This window comes from Flavobacterium sp. HSC-32F16 (genome assembly GCF_024171645.1).
Taxonomy (GTDB): domain Bacteria; phylum Bacteroidota; class Bacteroidia; order Flavobacteriales; family Flavobacteriaceae; genus Flavobacterium.
In genome coordinates this window covers 52,020-69,797 of the sequence record NZ_JALKAC010000008.1, presented here as the reverse complement: position 1 = coordinate 69,797, position 17,778 = coordinate 52,020, and the positions used below count along the sequence as shown (strand labels likewise).

Genomic DNA, 17,778 nt, shown 5'->3' with positions numbered 1-17,778 from the left:
ATTTAACCGCAAAGTTCACAAGGTTTTTACGCAAAGATTTAATATAAATTGAAAGTTCTTTGCAATATTCACTAAACTTTGAGAATCTATTTAATCTTCAATCAGTGGCTGTTTAATATTTTAGATTGCTGATTTGAGATTTTATATTCCTCACTAATTGATTTTCTTTCTATCAATCTCAAATCTAAAATCCAAAATCTAAAATTTCTCCTCTGCCATCTTGTCATATTGACCGTATTTACCCTATCTTTGCACTTTGAAATTTTACAATGGAAAAGATTATTGAAGAAAGTAAACAGGGTCAAAGTCTTGTTTTAGAGAATAAACCTGAGAATACTAAAAAACTATTTATAGAAAGTTACGGTTGTGCGATGAATTTTTCGGACAGTGAAGTCGTAGCTTCCATTTTATCTGAAGGTGGATATAACACCACTTCTATTTTAGAAGAAGCTGATTTGGTTTTGGTTAACACGTGCTCAATTCGTGACAAAGCAGAACAAACTATTCGTAAACGTCTTGAAAAATATAATGCCGTAAAACGCACGAATCCAAAAATGAAAGTGGGCGTTTTGGGCTGTATGGCCGAGCGTTTAAAAAGTCAGTTTTTGGAAGAAGAAAAAATAGTTGATCTTGTTGTTGGTCCTGATGCTTACAAAGATCTGCCGAATTTATTAGCAGAAGTTGAAGAAGGACGTGACGCTATTAATGTAATTTTATCAAAAGAAGAAACTTACGGAGATATTTCACCAGTTCGTTTGATGAGTAACGGAATTACTGCTTTAGTTTCAATCACTCGCGGGTGCGATAATATGTGTACGTTTTGCGTTGTTCCTTTTACACGCGGACGCGAGCGAAGCCGTGAACCGCAAAGTATTATGAACGAAATTCAGGATTTATGGAATAAAGGCTTTAAGGAAATTACACTTCTTGGCCAAAACGTTGACAGTTACCTTTGGTACGGCGGCGGTTTGAAAAAAGATTTCGTAAATGCTTCAGATATGCAAAAAGCAACTGCAGTCGATTTTGATCAATTACTTGAAATGGTTGCTGTTGGCTTTCCTAAAATGCGTATTCGATTTTCGACTTCTAATCCGCAGGACATGCATGAAAGCATTCTTCATGTTATTGCGAAATATCCAAATATCTGTAAACATATTCACTTGCCGGTTCAATCTGGAAGTAACCGAATTTTGAAAGAAATGAATCGTCTGCACTCTCGTGAAGAATACATGACTTTGATTGATAAAATCAGAGCAATTGTTCCGGACGCTTCGATTTCGCAGGATATGATTGCCGGTTTCCCAACTGAAACTGAACAAGATCACCAAGATACGATGAGTTTAATGGAATATGTAAAATATAATTTCGGTTACATGTATTCGTATTCTGAACGTCCCGGAACTTTGGCCGGAAGAAAAATGAAAGATGATGTTGAAGAAGAAACTAAAGCACGAAGATTGCAGGAAATTGTAGACTTACAGCAAAAACACGCTTGGTTTAGAAGTGAAGAATTTGTTGGAAAGACAGTTGAAGTTTTAGTAGAAAAGGTTTCTAAGAAGTCAAAAGAAGAATTCTCAGGAAGAAATTCTCAAAGTATTACGGTAGTTTTTCCGAAAGAGAATTATAAAATTGGTGATTTCGTAAACGTAAAAATCACAAGCTGTACGAGTGGAACTTTAAAAGGTGAAGCTGTAGGTTTGAGTGAAATGAATTAAAACTTATCTGCCACAAATTCCACTAATTTACACGAATTTTCTTTCATTTTGTTCCTCGTTTAATAAATTTGCTTAAAAAGTGAATTTATGGAATTGTACAGAAAAGAAGAGTATTATAAAATTGTTGGCATTTGCATGGAAATTCATAGAATACTTGGCGGAGGACTTCTTGAAATAGTTTACAAAGATGCATTGGAGTATGAATTTAGGAAACACAATATTCCATTTGAACGTGAAAAGGAATATAACATTAAATACAAAGACATTGTTTTAGCCCATAAATTCTATGCTGATTTTGTGGTCTATGATGAAATTATTTTAGAAGTTAAAGCGTCAAAAGATATAATTGATGAACATACGGCTCAAACAATTAATTATTTAAAACTTGCAGATAGTGATTTAGGAATTATTGTTAACTTTAATAAAAAGTCATTACAACATAAAAGAGTTATTCATTAAGCCAATTTCAAAAATTCGTGAAAATTCGTGAAATTCGTGGCAAAAGAAAAAATATAAGCCAAAAGTTTAAAAGTTTATGGTCAAAGTTATAAAACTTGAAACCTAAAACAATTAAAAACTTGAAACAAAATCGATATGGAAACAGTTCAAGCAATAAAACAACGATTTGAGATTATTGGTAATGATCCAAAATTAAATCGTGCCATAGAAAAAGCCATTCAGGTTGCTCCGACTGATATTTCGGTTATGGTAACTGGGGAAAGTGGTGTTGGTAAAGAAAACATTCCTAGAATCATACATTCTCTTTCACACAGAAAGCATGGTAAATATATTGCCGTAAACTGCGGAGCGATTCCGGAGGGAACTATTGACAGTGAACTTTTTGGACACGAAAAAGGGGCTTTTACAGGTGCGACAAGCACACGTGAAGGGTATTTTGAAGTTGCTGACGGCGGAACGATCTTTCTTGATGAAGTTGGGGAATTACCACTTACAACTCAAGTTAGATTACTGCGTGTTCTTGAAAATGGTGAATTTATAAAAGTAGGTTCATCTCAGGTTCAAAAAACCAATGTTCGTATTGTAGCGGCAACAAACGTAAACTTGTTTAATGCAATCGAAAAAGGAAAATTTCGTGAGGATTTATACTATCGTTTAACAACAGTCGAGATTACATTGCCGCCTTTGCGTGAGCGAAATGACGACATTCATTTATTGTTCAGAAAATTTGTGGCCGATTTTGCCCATAAATACAAAATGCCACCATTAAAATTAGATGATGATGCGGTAAACGTACTTCAAAAATTTAGATGGAACGGAAACATTCGCCAGCTTCGAAATGTGGCAGAACAAATTTCAGTTTTAGAAACCAATCGTGAGATTTCGGCCTCTACACTATCTTCTTATCTTCCATCAGAAGGAAGCAATCTGCCTTCTGTAATAAATGACAAAAAGAAAGACAGCGATTTTAGCACCGAAAGAGATATCCTTTACAAAGTACTTTTTGATATGAAAAGTGACTTAAACGATTTGAAAAAGCTGACTTTAGAATTAATGAAAAATGGCGGGACTTCTAAAATGCAGGATATTAATCCAAATTTGATTCAGAAAATATACGGCTCTCAGGAAAATGACAGTGAAATTGATTTTGAAGAAGAACCAAGAACTGCGGTTATGACACCAAGTGTTCGCGAAGAAAATTATCAGCAGATTCCAGAAGACAATTATTTGTTTGCCGAAACTATTGAAGAAGAAGAAATTCTGCGTTTGGAACAAAAAGAAATTGAAATGATCAAAAAATCATTAGAGAAAAATAAAGGAAAACGAAAAGCTGCTGCAGATGAACTAGGGATTTCAGAAAGAACTTTATACCGAAAAATTAAACAATTTGATTTGTAATTTCCGCCAAAGAAGTTAAAACTCAAAAATGTTTTAAACGAAATGAATATCTTTGACCCTAGCCTCAGCAAACTGGCAAAGCAATCCTCAAAATAAAATGAAACACATAAAATATCTTTTACTCCTATTAGCTGCAACAACTTTCAGCGGATGCGGCGTTTATAACTTTACAGGAGCAAGTCCAATAGATGCTAAAACTTTTCAGGTTAGCTTTTTTCACAATAATGCTGATTTGGTTGAGCCTGGAATCGACAGAGACTTTACATTGGCATTACAGGATTTGATTATGAATCAGACCAATTTAAACCTGGTAAGTAATGGAGGTGAACTAGCTTATGAAGGTGAAATTGTTGATTACAGAATCACGCCAATGACAGCAACAGCTGTGACATCAACAGGTGATGTTGGCGCTGCACAAAACCGTTTGACAATTCGTATTAATGTAAGGTTTACAAATAAAAAGAAAGAAACAGATGATTTTGAAAAGCCTTTTGAATTTTATTACGATTTCCCCGGAACAGCACTTCCAACGGGATCAGTTTTAAATGAGGCTGTTAAAACTATTTTTGAGAGAATTACTCAGGATATTTTTAATGAATCACTGGCAAAATGGTAAAATGTTTATTTGTCAAAATCGGTTAACCATTTAATCGATTTTTAAAGCATTTAAACATAAACGATTAAACAAAAATAACGATTAAACAATAAATAATGAACGTTACTGATTATACCTACTTAATGAACAAACCCGATGCTATTACAGAAAAGCAGGCAGAAGCATTAGGAAGTGTTTTGAATGAATTTCCATATTTTCAAAGTGCAAGAGCACTTCGACTAAAAGGGCTTTACAATCAAAACAGTTTTAAGTATAATTATGCTTTAAAAGTAACGGCTGCACATACCGCAGATCGTTCGGTTTTGTTTGACTTTATAACTTCTGAAACCTTTACTTCTATTCAGAATGATTTTTACGATCAAAAACTTAAAGACCTTTTAGAGATTAATGTTTTTGACAGTGAGGTTGTTACATTTGAAGAAGTTAAGAAAGCTCCGGAAGTTCGTATCGATCCTATTGAACAATCTATTTTAAAATCGATTAAAGAAGCGACAACGGTAGTTTTTGAAGAGCCTTCTAAAATTCAACAAAAAACAGAAGAACCTATTATTGAGCAGTCAGTTTCAACTCAAACAGAGCAAATTGTAACTGATCCTTTAACAAAAACTGAAGAACAAATAATTGAAGAAACTGAGTTCATTATTCCAACCGAAGAAGAAATACTAAGTACTTTCAAAGAAATCAGCGAAGTTGAAGAAAATAAAGAAGAAATAATTTCTGAACAGCCAATCGCAATTCTAAACGAAGAAGAGATATTCAATTCTTTTAAAGAAGTAACTGAAGTTGAAGAAACAGCTGAAGCTGTAAACAATTCAATTGAAATTTTTGAAGAAGAAGAAATGACAAACACTTCTGTAGAAACTGAAGAAATAAAAGACAAACCAGTTGAAGGAGTCGTTATTGAATCTGTTCTCACTCCAAGTGAAGAAGAAATACTAAATACTTTTAAAGAAGTTACTGAAACTGAAGAGCCAGCTTTTGAACCAGCTCCAGAAGAAGAAACAATTGCTGCACCAAGTGAAGAAGAAATATTAAATACTTTTAAAGAAGTAGCAGAAGTTGAAGAAAAAACAGCTGATTCGGTTATCGAAAAACCTGTTGTGAGAGCTACTTTCTTTGATGAATTTGTAGATGATGAAATTCCGGAAGTACATATTGATCCAGTTGAAGAATCAGTTCTGGTGTCTATAAAAGAAGCAGCAAATGTTACTTTTGAAGAACCTGTAATTGCCGAAGAAGTAAAAACTACCGAAGAATCAGCTGTTATTGAAGAAATTACTGAAAAAGTTGAGCTTTTAGAATTCGAAACTCCTGAGGTTGAAACTCCTGAGGTTGAAACTCCTGAGATTGAAATTTCTGAAACCGTAAAAGAAGCTCAGGAAAATTTAGAAATAGGAAAACCGATCGATTTTTCTGTAAGCGAAAAACATTCTTTCCAGGAATGGCTTCAACTGGCAAGAGCAGAACCTATTGACCGCAGCGAAACTTCAAACGAAAGTGAAAACGGTGAAAAAAAAACCACTGAAACAACTGAAATAGTTTCTGTTGAGGAAGAAAAAAAGAAAAAGGCCGAAATTATTGACAGATTTATAGAAGCAAACCCAAAAATTTCTCCTATAAAACCAACAATGGCAACTCCTCCTATTCAATTTAACATCAATGAAGAGGAAAGTTCATACCTTATGACAGAGACTTTAGCACGAGTATATTTGGAACAAAAAAAATATACAAAGGCCATACAAGCATATGAAATATTAATTTTGAAATATCCAGAAAAAATTAGTTTCTTTGCAGACCGCATTTCGGATATAAAGATTTTACAACAAAATAACAATAACAATTAATACAATGAGCACATTTTCAATTTTCTTAGTTTTAATCACAATAGTTTGCTTTCTATTGATCGTAGTAATTATGGTACAGAACCCTAAAGGAGGAGGATTATCTTCTACTATCAGCGGAACTCAAATGTTAGGCGGTGTACAAAAAACAACTGACTTTTTAGACAAAAGTACTTGGACATTAGCTACTATTCTGATTGCTTTAATCTTGCTTTCAAGCTTAAGCTTCACTGGAGCTTTAGGTGATACAGGATCTAAAATTATTGAAAAAGGTGAAGCTCCGGCTGCAACTGCACCAGCTGCACCAGCACAGCAAACTCCTGCTCCGGCAGCACCAGCAGCAAAATAATAATTTTGATATAAATTAAAATGCCAGCCTGTCAAAGCTGGCATTTTTTTTAGGAAAAAATGTCAGTTTACAGAGCATGGCATAATTTCTGAAAGTTTAAAAGAACATTAAAAAACGTATAACTATAATAATATAAAATCATGGCCTTAAACATTAAACCGCTTTCAGACAGAGTACTTATTGAGCCTGTTGCTGCTGAAACTAAAACTGCCTCAGGGATTTTTATTCCAGATACTGCCAAAGAAAAACCACAAAAAGGAACTGTTGTTGCAGTAGGAAACGGATCTAAAGACCACACTATGACCGTAAAAGTTGGTGATACTGTACTTTATGGTAAATACGCAGGAACAGAATTAAAACTGGAAGGAACTGATTATCTGATCATGCGTGAGGATGATATCTTAGCGATAATTTAAAAATAATATGTATCAAGTTGTGAGTATTTATGAATTAAGACTAAAATAACTTGAAACAAATCAAACTTTAAACAAACTTAATCCAGCAGTAGAAAGCTTAAAGCCTACTGCCTAAAGCAAATAAAAAAAATGGCAAAAGATATAAAATTTGATATTGAAGCACGTGACGGATTAAAACGTGGTGTTGATGCATTAGCAAATGCTGTAAAAGTAACTCTAGGACCAAAAGGTCGTAATGTAATCATTGGAAAATCATTTGGCGGACCAACAGTTACTAAAGATGGTGTTTCTGTTGCAAAAGAAATCGAATTAAAAGACCCATTAGAAAACATGGGCGCTCAAATGGTAAAAGAAGTTGCTTCTAAAACCAATGATTTAGCAGGTGACGGAACTACAACTGCTACAGTGTTAGCTCAGGCTATCGTAAAAGAAGGTCTTAAAAACGTTGCTGCAGGCGCAAATCCAATGGATTTAAAACGTGGTATCGATAAAGCTGTTGAAGCTATCGTTGCTGACTTAGCTTCTCAGGCTAAGGTTGTTGGAAGTGATTCTGACAAAATCAAACAAATCGCTTCTATCTCTGCTAACAATGACGAAGTTATTGGTGAATTAATCGCTACAGCTTTCGCAAAAGTGGGTAAAGAAGGTGTTATTACTGTTGAAGAGGCTAAAGGAACTGATACTTTTGTTGACGTTGTTGAAGGAATGCAGTTTGACAGAGGATATCTTTCTCCTTATTTCGTAACAAATCCAGAGAAAATGGAAGTTGAATTAGACTCTCCATATATCTTATTATACGACAAAAAAGTATCTTCTTTAAAAGAATTATTACCAGTTTTAGAGCCGGTTGCACAATCAGGAAAACCATTATTAATTATTGCTGAGGATGTTGACGGAGAAGCTTTATCTACTTTAGTAGTAAACAAACTTCGTGGTGCTCTTAAAATTGCTGCTGTAAAAGCACCTGGTTTTGGAGACAGAAGAAAAGCTATGTTAGAAGATATCGCTATCTTGACCGGAGGAACTGTAATCTCTGAAGAAAGAGGATATACTCTTGAAAATACAACTATCGAAATGTTAGGAAACGCAAAAAGAGTTTCTATCGATAAAGACAATACAACTATCGTAAGTGGTGCTGGTGAAGCAGATATCATCAAAAACCGTGTAAATCAAATTAAAGGTCAGATGGAAACTACAACATCTGATTATGATAAAGAAAAACTTCAGGAACGTTTGGCTAAATTAGCCGGAGGTGTTGCAGTTCTTTATGTTGGTGCAGCTTCTGAAGTTGAAATGAAAGAGAAAAAAGACAGAGTTGATGATGCTTTACACGCAACTCGCGCTGCTGTTGAAGAAGGAATTGTTGCTGGAGGCGGTGTTGCTTTATTAAGAGCAAAAGCTGCTTTAGCTTCTCTTAAAGCAGATAACGCTGACGAAGCAACTGGAATCCAGATTGTATCTCGCGCAGTTGAATCTCCATTAAGAACAATTGTTGAAAATGCTGGTCTAGAAGGTTCTGTAGTTGTTGCTAAAGTTTCTGAAGGTTCAGGTGATTTTGGATACAACGCTAAAACTGACGAATATGTAGATATGCTTACAGCTGGAATTATCGATCCTAAAAAAGTAACTCGTGTAGCTCTTGAAAATGCTGCATCTGTTTCTGGAATGATCTTAACTACAGAATGTGCATTAATCGATATCAAAGAAGAAAATGCCGGAGGCGGAATGCCAATGGGAGGCGGAATGCCAGGAATGATGTAATTCATTCTCTTCTTAAAACTTAAAAACGCTGGATTTATATCCGGCGTTTTTTTGTTTGCCACAAATTGCACGAATTTCCACGAATTGTTTTGCGTAAAAAAAAGGTTTGCCACAGATTATAATCTTTTTAATCCTCTAATCTGTGGCAAAAAATATTCGTAAAGATTAGAAAAAAATAATTCGTGTAAATTAGTGTAATTCGTGGCAAACTTTTTTTTTAATTTATAATTGTTTAACATTCTGTTTTTGCTGATAAAAACTGTTATTAATAAATTTGCATCTCAACAATTATCAATAATGAAAAATTTTTTCTCTCCCTTTCTGTTCTTTATTTTCTTCATATTTTCATTATTTTTACAAGCCCAAAATACTAAAGACAATTATGTTGTTTTAGTTTCCATGGATGGTTTTAGATGGGATTATGCTAAGCAGTTTAATCTTCAAAATCTGCCGCAGATTGCTAAAAAAGGCGTTCATGCAAAATCGATGAAACCTTCTTATCCTACCAAAACTTTCCCAAATCATTACACTATTGTAACAGGACTTTATCCGGATCATCACGGAATTATTAATAATGTTTTTTACGATGCTGATTTAAACGAATCGTTTTCATTGTCAAGCAAAGCAAAAAATGATTCTCGTTTTTATGGCGGAAACCCTATTTGGAATGTCGCTGAACAGCAAGGCGTAAAAGCGGCTTCTTTCTTTTGGCCGGGATCTGATATTGACAAAAGAAATCCTAGTTATTTCAAAAATTACGATAATAAAATTCCGTATGGAGCTCGAATCGATACGGTATTAAAATGGTTACAGCTGCCTGAAAAACAACGTCCGCATTTAGTTACTTTATATTTTGACGAACCAGATCATTCAGGACATAATTATGGTCCGCTTTCGCCTGAAACTAAAAAAGCAGCAACAAAAATGGATTCTATTATGGGAGAATTATCCCGTAAATTAGATCAACTCCCTATTGGAAAACAAATCAATTTAATTATCGTTTCAGATCACGGAATGACCAATATAAACAATGATAAAAAAGTCGCTGTTCTGGATTATTTAAAACCTGAATGGCTGGGTTATAAAGATGTAATCAACCCTATTATGAGTCTTCAGGCAAAAGCCGGTTATCAGGATTCTATTGCAAAAGCATTAAAGAAAGTACCCAATATCAAATTTTGGAGATCAACCGAAGTTCCTGAAAGACTGCATTACGGAACCAATCCGCGTGTTCATGATTTTGTTATTGAAGCTGATAAAGGATATAGTTTAGTGAGCAAAGAAAGTACACATATTAAAGGCGGAACACATGGTTATGACAATGACAATAAAGATATGCACGCCATTTTTTATGCAAAAGGTCCTGCTTTTAAAGTAAATAAAACAGTAAAAACTTTTCCAAACATATCTATTTATCCTTTAATTGCTCACATTTTAGGCTTACAAGTTGGTGAAATTGATGGAAAATTGAGCGATGTAAAATCGATGCTTCGCTAATTAGAAAATGTGGCAATTTGATAATTAGAAAATTATTGAATTGAATAATTAATTGAATTGCCTTCAGCTAAAGCTGGAGTTCAGCATTCAGAATAAAAAAAAGCCTTTAGTGAAACTATACAGTTTGGCTAAAGCCTTTTTGTGAAGGAGGCAATTAAAAAAAAACAAATCACACAGTAGATATCTGTAGAGACACAGCGCAGTGCGTCTTATGCGCAACATTGGCAATACATTAAACCCGACAGGTTTTAAAAACCTGTCGGGTTTGTTACGGCACATAAATATCAGATACAATGCGAGAATCAAATATTGTGGTTACGTTGCGTGAGACGCACTGCGGTGCGTCTCTACAGCTACAGATGATGTCAAATCATTATCTAATTGACAAATTCTCTAATTCTCTAATTCTCTAATTCTCTAATTGACAAATTATCTAATTAAAATCCAGTTGAAATAGAAACCGATTTCCATCCCTCCAATTCCTTTTGAACACTTGCTATCTTTTGATTGGCCATATTATAAGCGTCTTCACCTAAAAACAAATGCAAAGGCGGATTCTGATCCTGGCTCGCTTTAATCAAAGCTTCGGCTAATTTTACAGGATCTCCCGGCTGATTTTGATTGATATCATCCTTGTGTGCACTTTCAGATTGTCTTACTTCTTTATAATCTGCAATTGGATTTTGAGGCAGTAATAAAGAACTGTCTTTTAAGAAATCAGTTCTAAAATAGCCCGGATAAACGATTGTGGCGTGAACTCCAAATGATTTTACTTCTGCTGCCAAAGATTCTGTTAAACCCGCAACTGCAAATTTTGTAGAGCAGTAAATTCCCCAGCCTGGAAATTCTCCATAATAACCTCCAACAGAAGAAATATTAAAGATATGCCCAGATCCCGCAGCACGCATATAAGGCATTGTATTTCTGATTACATTCAACAATCCAAACACATTTACTTCGAAATTTTTTCTTGATTCAGCATCTGTTAATTCTTCCAATGCTCCCAATAAACCATAACCGGCATTATTTACTAAAACATCAATTGTTTTAAAATGACTTACAGCTGCTTCAATGGCATTTTTAACGCTTTTTTCGTCGACTAAATCCATTTCAAGAGGAAGAAAATTCTCTGATGCATTACCTAGTTCTTTAATTAAAGAAGATTCACTTCTTGATGTTGCCGCTACTTTATAATCTTCTGCTAATAATTTTTTAGCTAATTCTAATCCAAGTCCTTTTGAAGCACCTGTGATAAACCAAACTTTGTTATTTCCCATGATTTTAAATTTTTTACGTTTTAATTACAGGACAAAGGTATTGGCAAAGTATTTCTCAAATATTGAAACAATCAAACCAGAAGTTGCAAAAATCAAACAATTTCAGTCAAACGATAGTTTTTAGGCGAAACCTGAACATTTTTCTTGAAGAAATTGATAAAATGGGACAATTCTTCAAAACCTAAACACCACGCAATTTCATTAATATTCCAATTGGTTTGTTTTAGCAAAATCATTGCTTCCTGAACAATTCTTTCAGAAATAATTTGAGAAGTTGTTTTTCCGGTTGTTTCTTTTAATGCTTTATTCAAATGATTCACATGTACATTTAACTGATTGGCATATTCTGAAGGCGAACGAAAATTAATTTGCTGCGCAGTTGATTCTATAGGAAACTGGCGTTCTAGTAATTCCAAAAATAAAGAAGAAATTCGAATTGTAGCGTTTGATTTACTGTATAATGAAGCAGTTACAGTCTGCGTTTTGAGCGCAAGATGAATAATTTCAAAAACCAGATTTCGAAGTACATCATATTTAAAGGCATAATCTGAATTGATTTCTTCCAACATCTTTAAATAAACTGTTTTTAAAGATTCTGCTAATTCTGTAGAAACCGCAACCACCGGATTACCGCCGGGCTGAAACAAAGGATATTCTTTTAAATTTCCAAACTGACTAAAAAAAGCATCGGTAAAAATGCAGAAAAATCCCGTCTGATTTTCATCGATATGTTCCCAGCTATACGGAATTTGAGGATTTGCAAAGAATAAAGCCTGATCTTCAATTGCCACGACTTTATCTGCATAATGCACTTTGTTTCTGCCGATGATCAGACTGATTTTATAAAAGTCTTTTCGGGTATAAGGTAAAGGATTACAAATACTTCCGATATAATCATCCAATTTAAAAACATTAAAATGTCCGATTTCTTTTTTAAGATTTTCGGGCATTCCTTTTATTTTTACAGTATAAAAATCTTCTAAAGTTTCTCTCATTTTCATTTTGTAAAGTTACAAAAATCAATCTTTAGTTAATTAGAAAATGTGGCAATTAGAAAATGAGATAATTATTAATATTACGAATCTCTGTAGAGACTAACGTTGCGTCTCTACAATATACGGTGTCAATATAATTTTCTAATTGACAAATTTTCTAATTATCAAATTAACTAACCACTTTATACGTCGGATCTTCAATAACATTAACGTTAATTACCGCATCGGCATTTTTAAGTAATTGTCTGCAGTCTGAGCTTAAATGTTGTAATTCTATTGTTTTATTTTCCTGACTGTATTTTTTAGTCAAATTATTTAATGCTTCAATCGCCGACATATCAGAAACCCGGCTTTCTTTAAAATCAATTATAACATGTTCCGGATCATTCTGAACGTCGAATTTTTCTAAAAAAGCACTTATTGAGCCAAAGAATAACGGCCCGTAAATTTCATAATGCTTTATGCCGTTTTCATCAATAAATTGTCTGGCGCGGATTCTTTTAGCACTTTCCCAGGCAAAAACCAAGGCTGAAATAATAACACCAATTAAAACCGCCAAAGCCAGATTGTGCAATACAATTGTAATTAAAGCAACCAGAATTCCAACAAAAATATCATGTCTGGGCATTTTATTGATAATCCTGAAACTCGTCCACTCAAAAGTTGTAATCGCCACCATCATCATAACACCGACTAAAGCGGCCATTGGCAATTTCCCTATTACAGGCGCTCCAAAAAGTATAATTAATAAAATCGTCAAAGCAGCAATAATTCCCGAAAGTCTGGCTCTGGATCCTGCGCCCAGATTTACCAGAGTCTGCGCAATCATAGGGCAGCCGCCCATTCCGTAGAAAAAGCCGTTTAAAATATTCGAACTTCCCTGCGCAATACATTCGCGATTGCTGTTACCGCGAGTTCCAGTTATTTCGTCGACTAAATTCAGCGTAAGCAAACCTTCAGTCAAACCAACAGCGGCAACAATTACCGAATACGGGAAAATAATTTTTAAAGTCTCAAAAGAAATAGGAATGTTTGGAATATGAAATGGAGGAAATCCACCTTGAACAGAAGCAATATCTTCGACCGTTTTGGTTTCGATATTAAAAATAATTACCAAAGCAAAAACAATCATAATCGCAACCAAAGATGCCGGAACCGCTTTTGTAATTTTAGGAAAAATTAAAACAATCGCAACCGTCAGCGCTACCAAACCCAGCATAATATATAATGGAGTTCCCTGAAGCCACGAAACCTGACCGTTTACTATGGTTTTAAACTGCTCCAACTGCGACATGAAAATTACAACCGCTAATCCGTTTACAAAACCAAACATAACAGGCTGAGGAACTAACCGAATAAATTTTCCGAGTTTAAAAAGTCCAATACAAATTTGCACTACACCGCCAAGTGCAACAGCAGCAAAAACATATTCTATGCCGTGCGATTTCATAAGGGCAATCAAAACGATTACCGTTGCTCCTGCTCCGCCCGAAACCATTCCGGGCCTTCCGCCAAAAATTGCCGTAACTAATCCGGCAATAAATGCGGCGTATAATCCAACCAAAGGTGGAAATCCGGCTAAAATAGCAAACGACAATGACTCTGGAATCATCGTCATAGCGACTGTTAAACCGGCTAATATTTCATTTTTGTAATTGACTTTTTGAGTAAAATCGAAGAGTTGGAAAGCTTTTTTCATACCGCACAAATGTAGAAAATTATGCCCGAAAACAGAACTGCCCTTTTTGACAAAAAAAAGACAACAGAAAAACTGATAAAAACAAAAACTGTTATACTAACAAAATTGTTTTAGAAGTAAAATAAACAAAGAAAGAATGAAACTTGTCATTTGAGCAGTTTTTATATTTAGATGAAATTATCGCACAAAACTATCTATAAAACGAAATATACAGCTGCGTATTTTTACCTGTTTTATATAATAATACGTTAATCTAAACGGATGCAGGTATAACCCAGACAATTTACATAATCAATGATATCATTGTATTGTGGTTCAACACCTTCTACACGCAATATTTTATCGCAGTCTTCAAGATCAAAATTGATTTTATAATCCGGAAACTGAGTCTGAATAACGGCTATGACATAATTTTTGTCTGATTCTTTGTAAACATTCGTTTTAAAAACCTCAACAACCATAACTATTTATTTTAATTTTAAATCCTGAATTATTTCTGCTGAAAAAGATTATAAGATATTCCAACTCTAAAATATCCCTGCGCATCTTCTTTATGATCGTATACATATCGATTTGTACGTTCACCTTTTTCAGTAATACGTGTACTTATAATGTTATTTACACCGCCTTTTACAAATGCTATTATTTTTGGCGTAAAGCAATATTCGTAGGTAATCCCGGATTTTAACTCCAGCTGATTGAGCTCGTAAACGCCATTTAAATTTGAGGTATTTAAATTTAAGTAAAAACTTTCAGAATTCAGTTCTGTTCCAAACGAAATTCTTCCGTTTTCTAACAACTCTCTTCTAAACAAAAGTCTTTGCGGTAAAATAAAATCCATATCCCATTTTGAATCTTTAAATTTGTGGTTTAATGAAAATAACGGCGTTACCGGAATGATTGATGATGGATCTAACATCGCCAAAGCACCAACCGTAATGGTTGTACTTGGTGTTCGTTTCAACACAACAACAGCCGAAACAAATCCTTTTACACGCTGAAAATCATCTTCATTTCCATCAAAAGTCGCAGTTGCATTGTAAATAACCGGTTTTTTAAAAAGTGACGACATATAAGTTGCACTTAAAGAACCGCCCCATAGATGAAATTCCTGAAGATCTCTTGTATAAGTCTGCGTAGTGGCATAATTGTAAATATCGCCAAACTCATAACTTTCATATTTATAACGAAGTGAAGTTGTCAAGACAAATTGTTTTGATTTTGAAGCGTAAAAAGGCAGATTAAAAGCTGCTTTAAATCGGTTATGACTTTCGATTCGGCCTCTTTCAAATTTATTTCCAAATAATTCCGAATCGTAATTTGCAGGCCCTAACTGTTCGTACTGCACATCAAAAGTTCGTGTTGTTGGAAATTTATCTACAATGGCTTTTCCAAATGTTTTAATTCCCGGTTCTTTTTCCTGTGCCATTGTATGCAGAGATGTAAATACGATTATTGCCGAAATGATTCTTGATTTCATAAACTGGAATGTATAAGATTTTGTATTGGATGGTATTTGAAATTCGGGTCAAAAGTAATCGAGAAGCTCTTATCATAATAGAATATTTATTCCAGTGGCGTATCATTTATACGAATGGCGTTTGTATAATTTGTCCCTCACAAATAGCTGCAGACTATAATATTAAACTAATTTTGCCGTTATGACAATCTCCAAAATTTATCAGAACTTTTTCCTCAGGAACCTCATTGTACACACTTTCATAGTTATTGTAATTTTGGCCTGCGTTTACGATGAAATTCGGTTAGACGGCCACAATTGGGGTTATATGATCAGTATGATTTCTATTGGCTATTTCCCTTGCATTATCTGGGTTACCATATTTAACCTCTTTATTATCAAACCTTTTTTATTCAGGAAAAAACTTAAAACATTTTTTGCACTCTTTGCCATTTACTGGACTTCTTTTTATTTTTTCATGAATTGGTTTTTTCCGCTTGTAGGTTTAGGAAATTTTAAAACCCTTCAAATATTATCGCTGATTATCAACGGAATGTTTTTCTATTTTATCCATATTGTCATCACCAAAAAAATGATGGATGCTGATAAAGATATCATGAATTTCAAATCAGAACTTTCGTTTTTAAAACAGCAGTTAAATCCGCATTTTTTGCTGAATGCCATGAATAATCTCTACGGAGAATCTCTTTCTGAACCGGATAAAGTTCCTGACCGAATCCTGAATCTTTCAGATATGCTGCGTTACCAGATTGAAGCCACCAAAAAAGATTATGTTTTGGTTGAAGAAGAAATTGCGTTCATAAAAAAATATATTGAATATTATACTTTTAGAAACGAACGTTTAAATGTAACCCAGAATTTTGAAGGTGCTTTTGACGAAATCGAAATTCCGCCTTTATTCTTTTTACCTTTGGTAGAAAATGCAGTTAAATTTTCTGCCGAAACTGCCGAACCGTTTATTATTTTGGATTTAAAAGTAAAATGCCATAATTTGTCTTTTACGATAAAAAACAATTATCTGGATTCCGGATCGCGTCTTTCAAGTACCGGAATTGGAATTGAAAACCTAAAAAGACGTTTGGAAGTTTATGGTTTACACCATAATTTAAGCTGCAAAAAAGAAAAAAATATGTTTGTTGTAAAATTAAGTATATGGCACTTACCTACCGCTGTCTTATAATCGACGACGAATCGCCGGCGCACAAAGCGCTTGCCTCGCACATCTCAAAATTTGACGAACTGGAACATTCCGGAAGTGCTTTTAGTGGTATGGAAGCCGTAAAACTGCTTAATGCCAATCAATACGATATTATTTTTCTGGACATTAATATGCCTGTAATTTCGGGTGTTGAATTAATGGAACTGCAGCCCAACCGACCGCTCACTATTGTAACCACCGCTTATTCTGATTTTGCGCTTTCGGCTTACCAAAACGATGCGATCGATTATTTACTAAAACCCATTTCTCCCGAAAAATTTGCTAAAGCCATAGAAAAAGCCAAAACTTATTTCTCCGGCAACAGTTTAAAAAAGGAAAATAATGCCAACGCAAAAACTTTCTCTTACCGCTTAAACGGACAAACAATCGATATGCCGCTTTGCGATATTGTTTATATCGAAAGTCTGGGCAATTACATGAAACTTTACAGCACGAAACACAATTTACCACATATTATTTACGGTTCGCTTTCTAGCATTGCTTCAGAAATTGACAGCACGAGTTTTATACAAGTGCATCGTTCTTATATTGTAAACAAAAACAAAATCTCGGCGGTTACTTTTAAAAATCTTACGATGTCGAATGGGGAAATTATTCCTGTGGGAAGGAAGTATCAGATTTTATTGGATAATCTGACAATTAGATAATCATTTTTAATGAGATAATTTGTTAATTTATAATTAGATAATTTTTGAAAAGCTCAACTTTTTTAGGTTGGGCTTTTTTGTTTTTTATTGGTTTTATTGGTTTTATTTAAAATGGGTAAAAATACTTGGTGTTGAGTTTTTATTTATTAGTATAATTGTTCGAGAATAAATTTTTAATAGAATAAAATTAATATCCTATATAAAATACAATGACATCAAAACATATAAAAATATACAAGCAAATTTTACGCTTAAGATGTAAACCTAATATTACCACTCTAGACAAAGAAATAATAAATCGTTGTAAATCAATAAGAAATCTTGGTAAAAAATTTAAAATTCCCGAAAAAGATTTACCAGCAACAATAATTGGAGCAGTGTATAACAAAAGTTATAAAAAGATGTAATA

At 34.0% G+C, this 17,778-nt stretch carries 16 protein-coding genes; 11 read left to right on the top strand and 5 right to left on the bottom strand.

The genetic code is table 11. The features are described from left to right. Nucleotides 1-269 precede the first annotated feature (269 nt). The 9 genes from miaB to L1276_RS19175 all read left to right on the top strand — a co-directional run bounded on the left by miaB (nucleotide 270) and on the right by L1276_RS19175 (nucleotide 10,052). On the top strand, nucleotides 270-1,715 hold the full coding sequence (miaB, locus tag L1276_RS19215) for a tRNA (N6-isopentenyl adenosine(37)-C2)-methylthiotransferase MiaB (RefSeq protein WP_253790702.1): 1,446 nt from the start codon (nucleotides 270-272) through the stop codon (nucleotides 1,713-1,715). Between the two features lie 87 nt (nucleotides 1,716-1,802). Further along, nucleotides 1,803-2,174, top strand: coding sequence for a GxxExxY protein (locus L1276_RS19210; protein WP_253790700.1), 372 nt, complete (start codon nucleotides 1,803-1,805; stop codon nucleotides 2,172-2,174). Nucleotides 2,175-2,309: 135 nt separating this feature from the next. Further along, nucleotides 2,310-3,572 carry a sigma-54-dependent Fis family transcriptional regulator gene (locus L1276_RS19205; protein WP_253790698.1) on the top strand — a complete coding sequence of 421 codons (1,263 nt, stop codon included), beginning with the start codon at nucleotides 2,310-2,312 and terminating at the stop codon, nucleotides 3,570-3,572. Nucleotides 3,573-3,669: 97 nt separating this feature from the next. Beyond that, nucleotides 3,670-4,188 (top strand): LptE family protein, encoded by a 519-nt coding sequence (locus tag L1276_RS19200; protein ID WP_253790696.1) that lies wholly within the window; start codon nucleotides 3,670-3,672, stop codon nucleotides 4,186-4,188. Between the two features lie 95 nt (nucleotides 4,189-4,283). Beyond that, nucleotides 4,284-6,032, top strand: coding sequence for a tetratricopeptide repeat protein (locus L1276_RS19195; protein ID WP_253790694.1), 1,749 nt, complete (start codon nucleotides 4,284-4,286; stop codon nucleotides 6,030-6,032). Nucleotides 6,033-6,036: 4 nt separating this feature from the next. Beyond that, on the top strand, nucleotides 6,037-6,378 hold the full coding sequence (gene secG, locus L1276_RS19190; RefSeq protein ID WP_253790692.1) for a preprotein translocase subunit SecG: 342 nt from the start codon (nucleotides 6,037-6,039) through the stop codon (nucleotides 6,376-6,378). A 140-nt stretch (nucleotides 6,379-6,518) separates the two neighbouring features. Further along, nucleotides 6,519-6,794, top strand: coding sequence for a co-chaperone GroES (groES, locus tag L1276_RS19185; protein WP_012023920.1), 276 nt, complete (start codon nucleotides 6,519-6,521; stop codon nucleotides 6,792-6,794). Between the two features lie 129 nt (nucleotides 6,795-6,923). Then, on the top strand, nucleotides 6,924-8,555 hold the full coding sequence (groL, locus tag L1276_RS19180) for a chaperonin GroEL (RefSeq protein ID WP_253790689.1): 1,632 nt from the start codon (nucleotides 6,924-6,926) through the stop codon (nucleotides 8,553-8,555). A gap of 297 nt (nucleotides 8,556-8,852) precedes the next feature. Continuing rightward, nucleotides 8,853-10,052 (top strand): ectonucleotide pyrophosphatase/phosphodiesterase, encoded by a 1,200-nt coding sequence (locus L1276_RS19175; RefSeq protein WP_253790687.1) that lies wholly within the window; start codon nucleotides 8,853-8,855, stop codon nucleotides 10,050-10,052. Between the two features lie 437 nt (nucleotides 10,053-10,489). Here L1276_RS19175 and L1276_RS19170 read toward each other — a convergent pair whose 3' ends face one another. The 5 genes from L1276_RS19170 to L1276_RS19150 form a co-directional block, all read right to left on the bottom strand. Beyond that, a complete protein-coding gene (locus tag L1276_RS19170) occupies nucleotides 10,490-11,329 on the bottom strand; it encodes an oxidoreductase (protein WP_253790685.1) in 840 nt (279 codons plus the stop codon). Nucleotides 11,330-11,421: 92 nt separating this feature from the next. Then, nucleotides 11,422-12,330 (bottom strand): AraC family transcriptional regulator, encoded by a 909-nt coding sequence (locus L1276_RS19165; RefSeq protein WP_253790683.1) that lies wholly within the window; start codon nucleotides 12,328-12,330, stop codon nucleotides 11,422-11,424. Nucleotides 12,331-12,493: 163 nt separating this feature from the next. After that, nucleotides 12,494-14,023, bottom strand: a complete 1,530-nt coding sequence (locus L1276_RS19160; RefSeq protein ID WP_253790681.1) for a SulP family inorganic anion transporter — start codon at nucleotides 14,021-14,023, stop codon at nucleotides 12,494-12,496. A gap of 248 nt (nucleotides 14,024-14,271) precedes the next feature. Then, nucleotides 14,272-14,484 (bottom strand): hypothetical protein, encoded by a 213-nt coding sequence (locus L1276_RS19155; protein WP_071636493.1) that lies wholly within the window; start codon nucleotides 14,482-14,484, stop codon nucleotides 14,272-14,274. Between the two features lie 29 nt (nucleotides 14,485-14,513). Further along, the gene (locus tag L1276_RS19150; RefSeq protein WP_253790679.1) at nucleotides 14,514-15,503 is read right to left on the bottom strand and encodes a DUF6268 family outer membrane beta-barrel protein; all 990 of its coding nucleotides are present in this window, start codon (nucleotides 15,501-15,503) and stop codon (nucleotides 14,514-14,516) included. A 181-nt stretch (nucleotides 15,504-15,684) separates the two neighbouring features. On the opposite strand from L1276_RS19150, the gene L1276_RS19145 reads away from it, so the two are divergent. Both L1276_RS19145 and L1276_RS19140 read left to right on the top strand, forming a co-directional pair. Beyond that, a complete protein-coding gene (locus L1276_RS19145) occupies nucleotides 15,685-16,683 on the top strand; it encodes a sensor histidine kinase (RefSeq protein WP_253790678.1) in 999 nt (332 codons plus the stop codon). Then, the gene (locus L1276_RS19140) at nucleotides 16,656-17,369 is read left to right on the top strand and encodes a LytTR family DNA-binding domain-containing protein (RefSeq protein ID WP_253790676.1); all 714 of its coding nucleotides are present in this window, start codon (nucleotides 16,656-16,658) and stop codon (nucleotides 17,367-17,369) included. The genes L1276_RS19145 and L1276_RS19140 overlap by 28 nt, the downstream gene beginning before the upstream one ends. Nucleotides 17,370-17,778 lie beyond the last annotated feature (409 nt).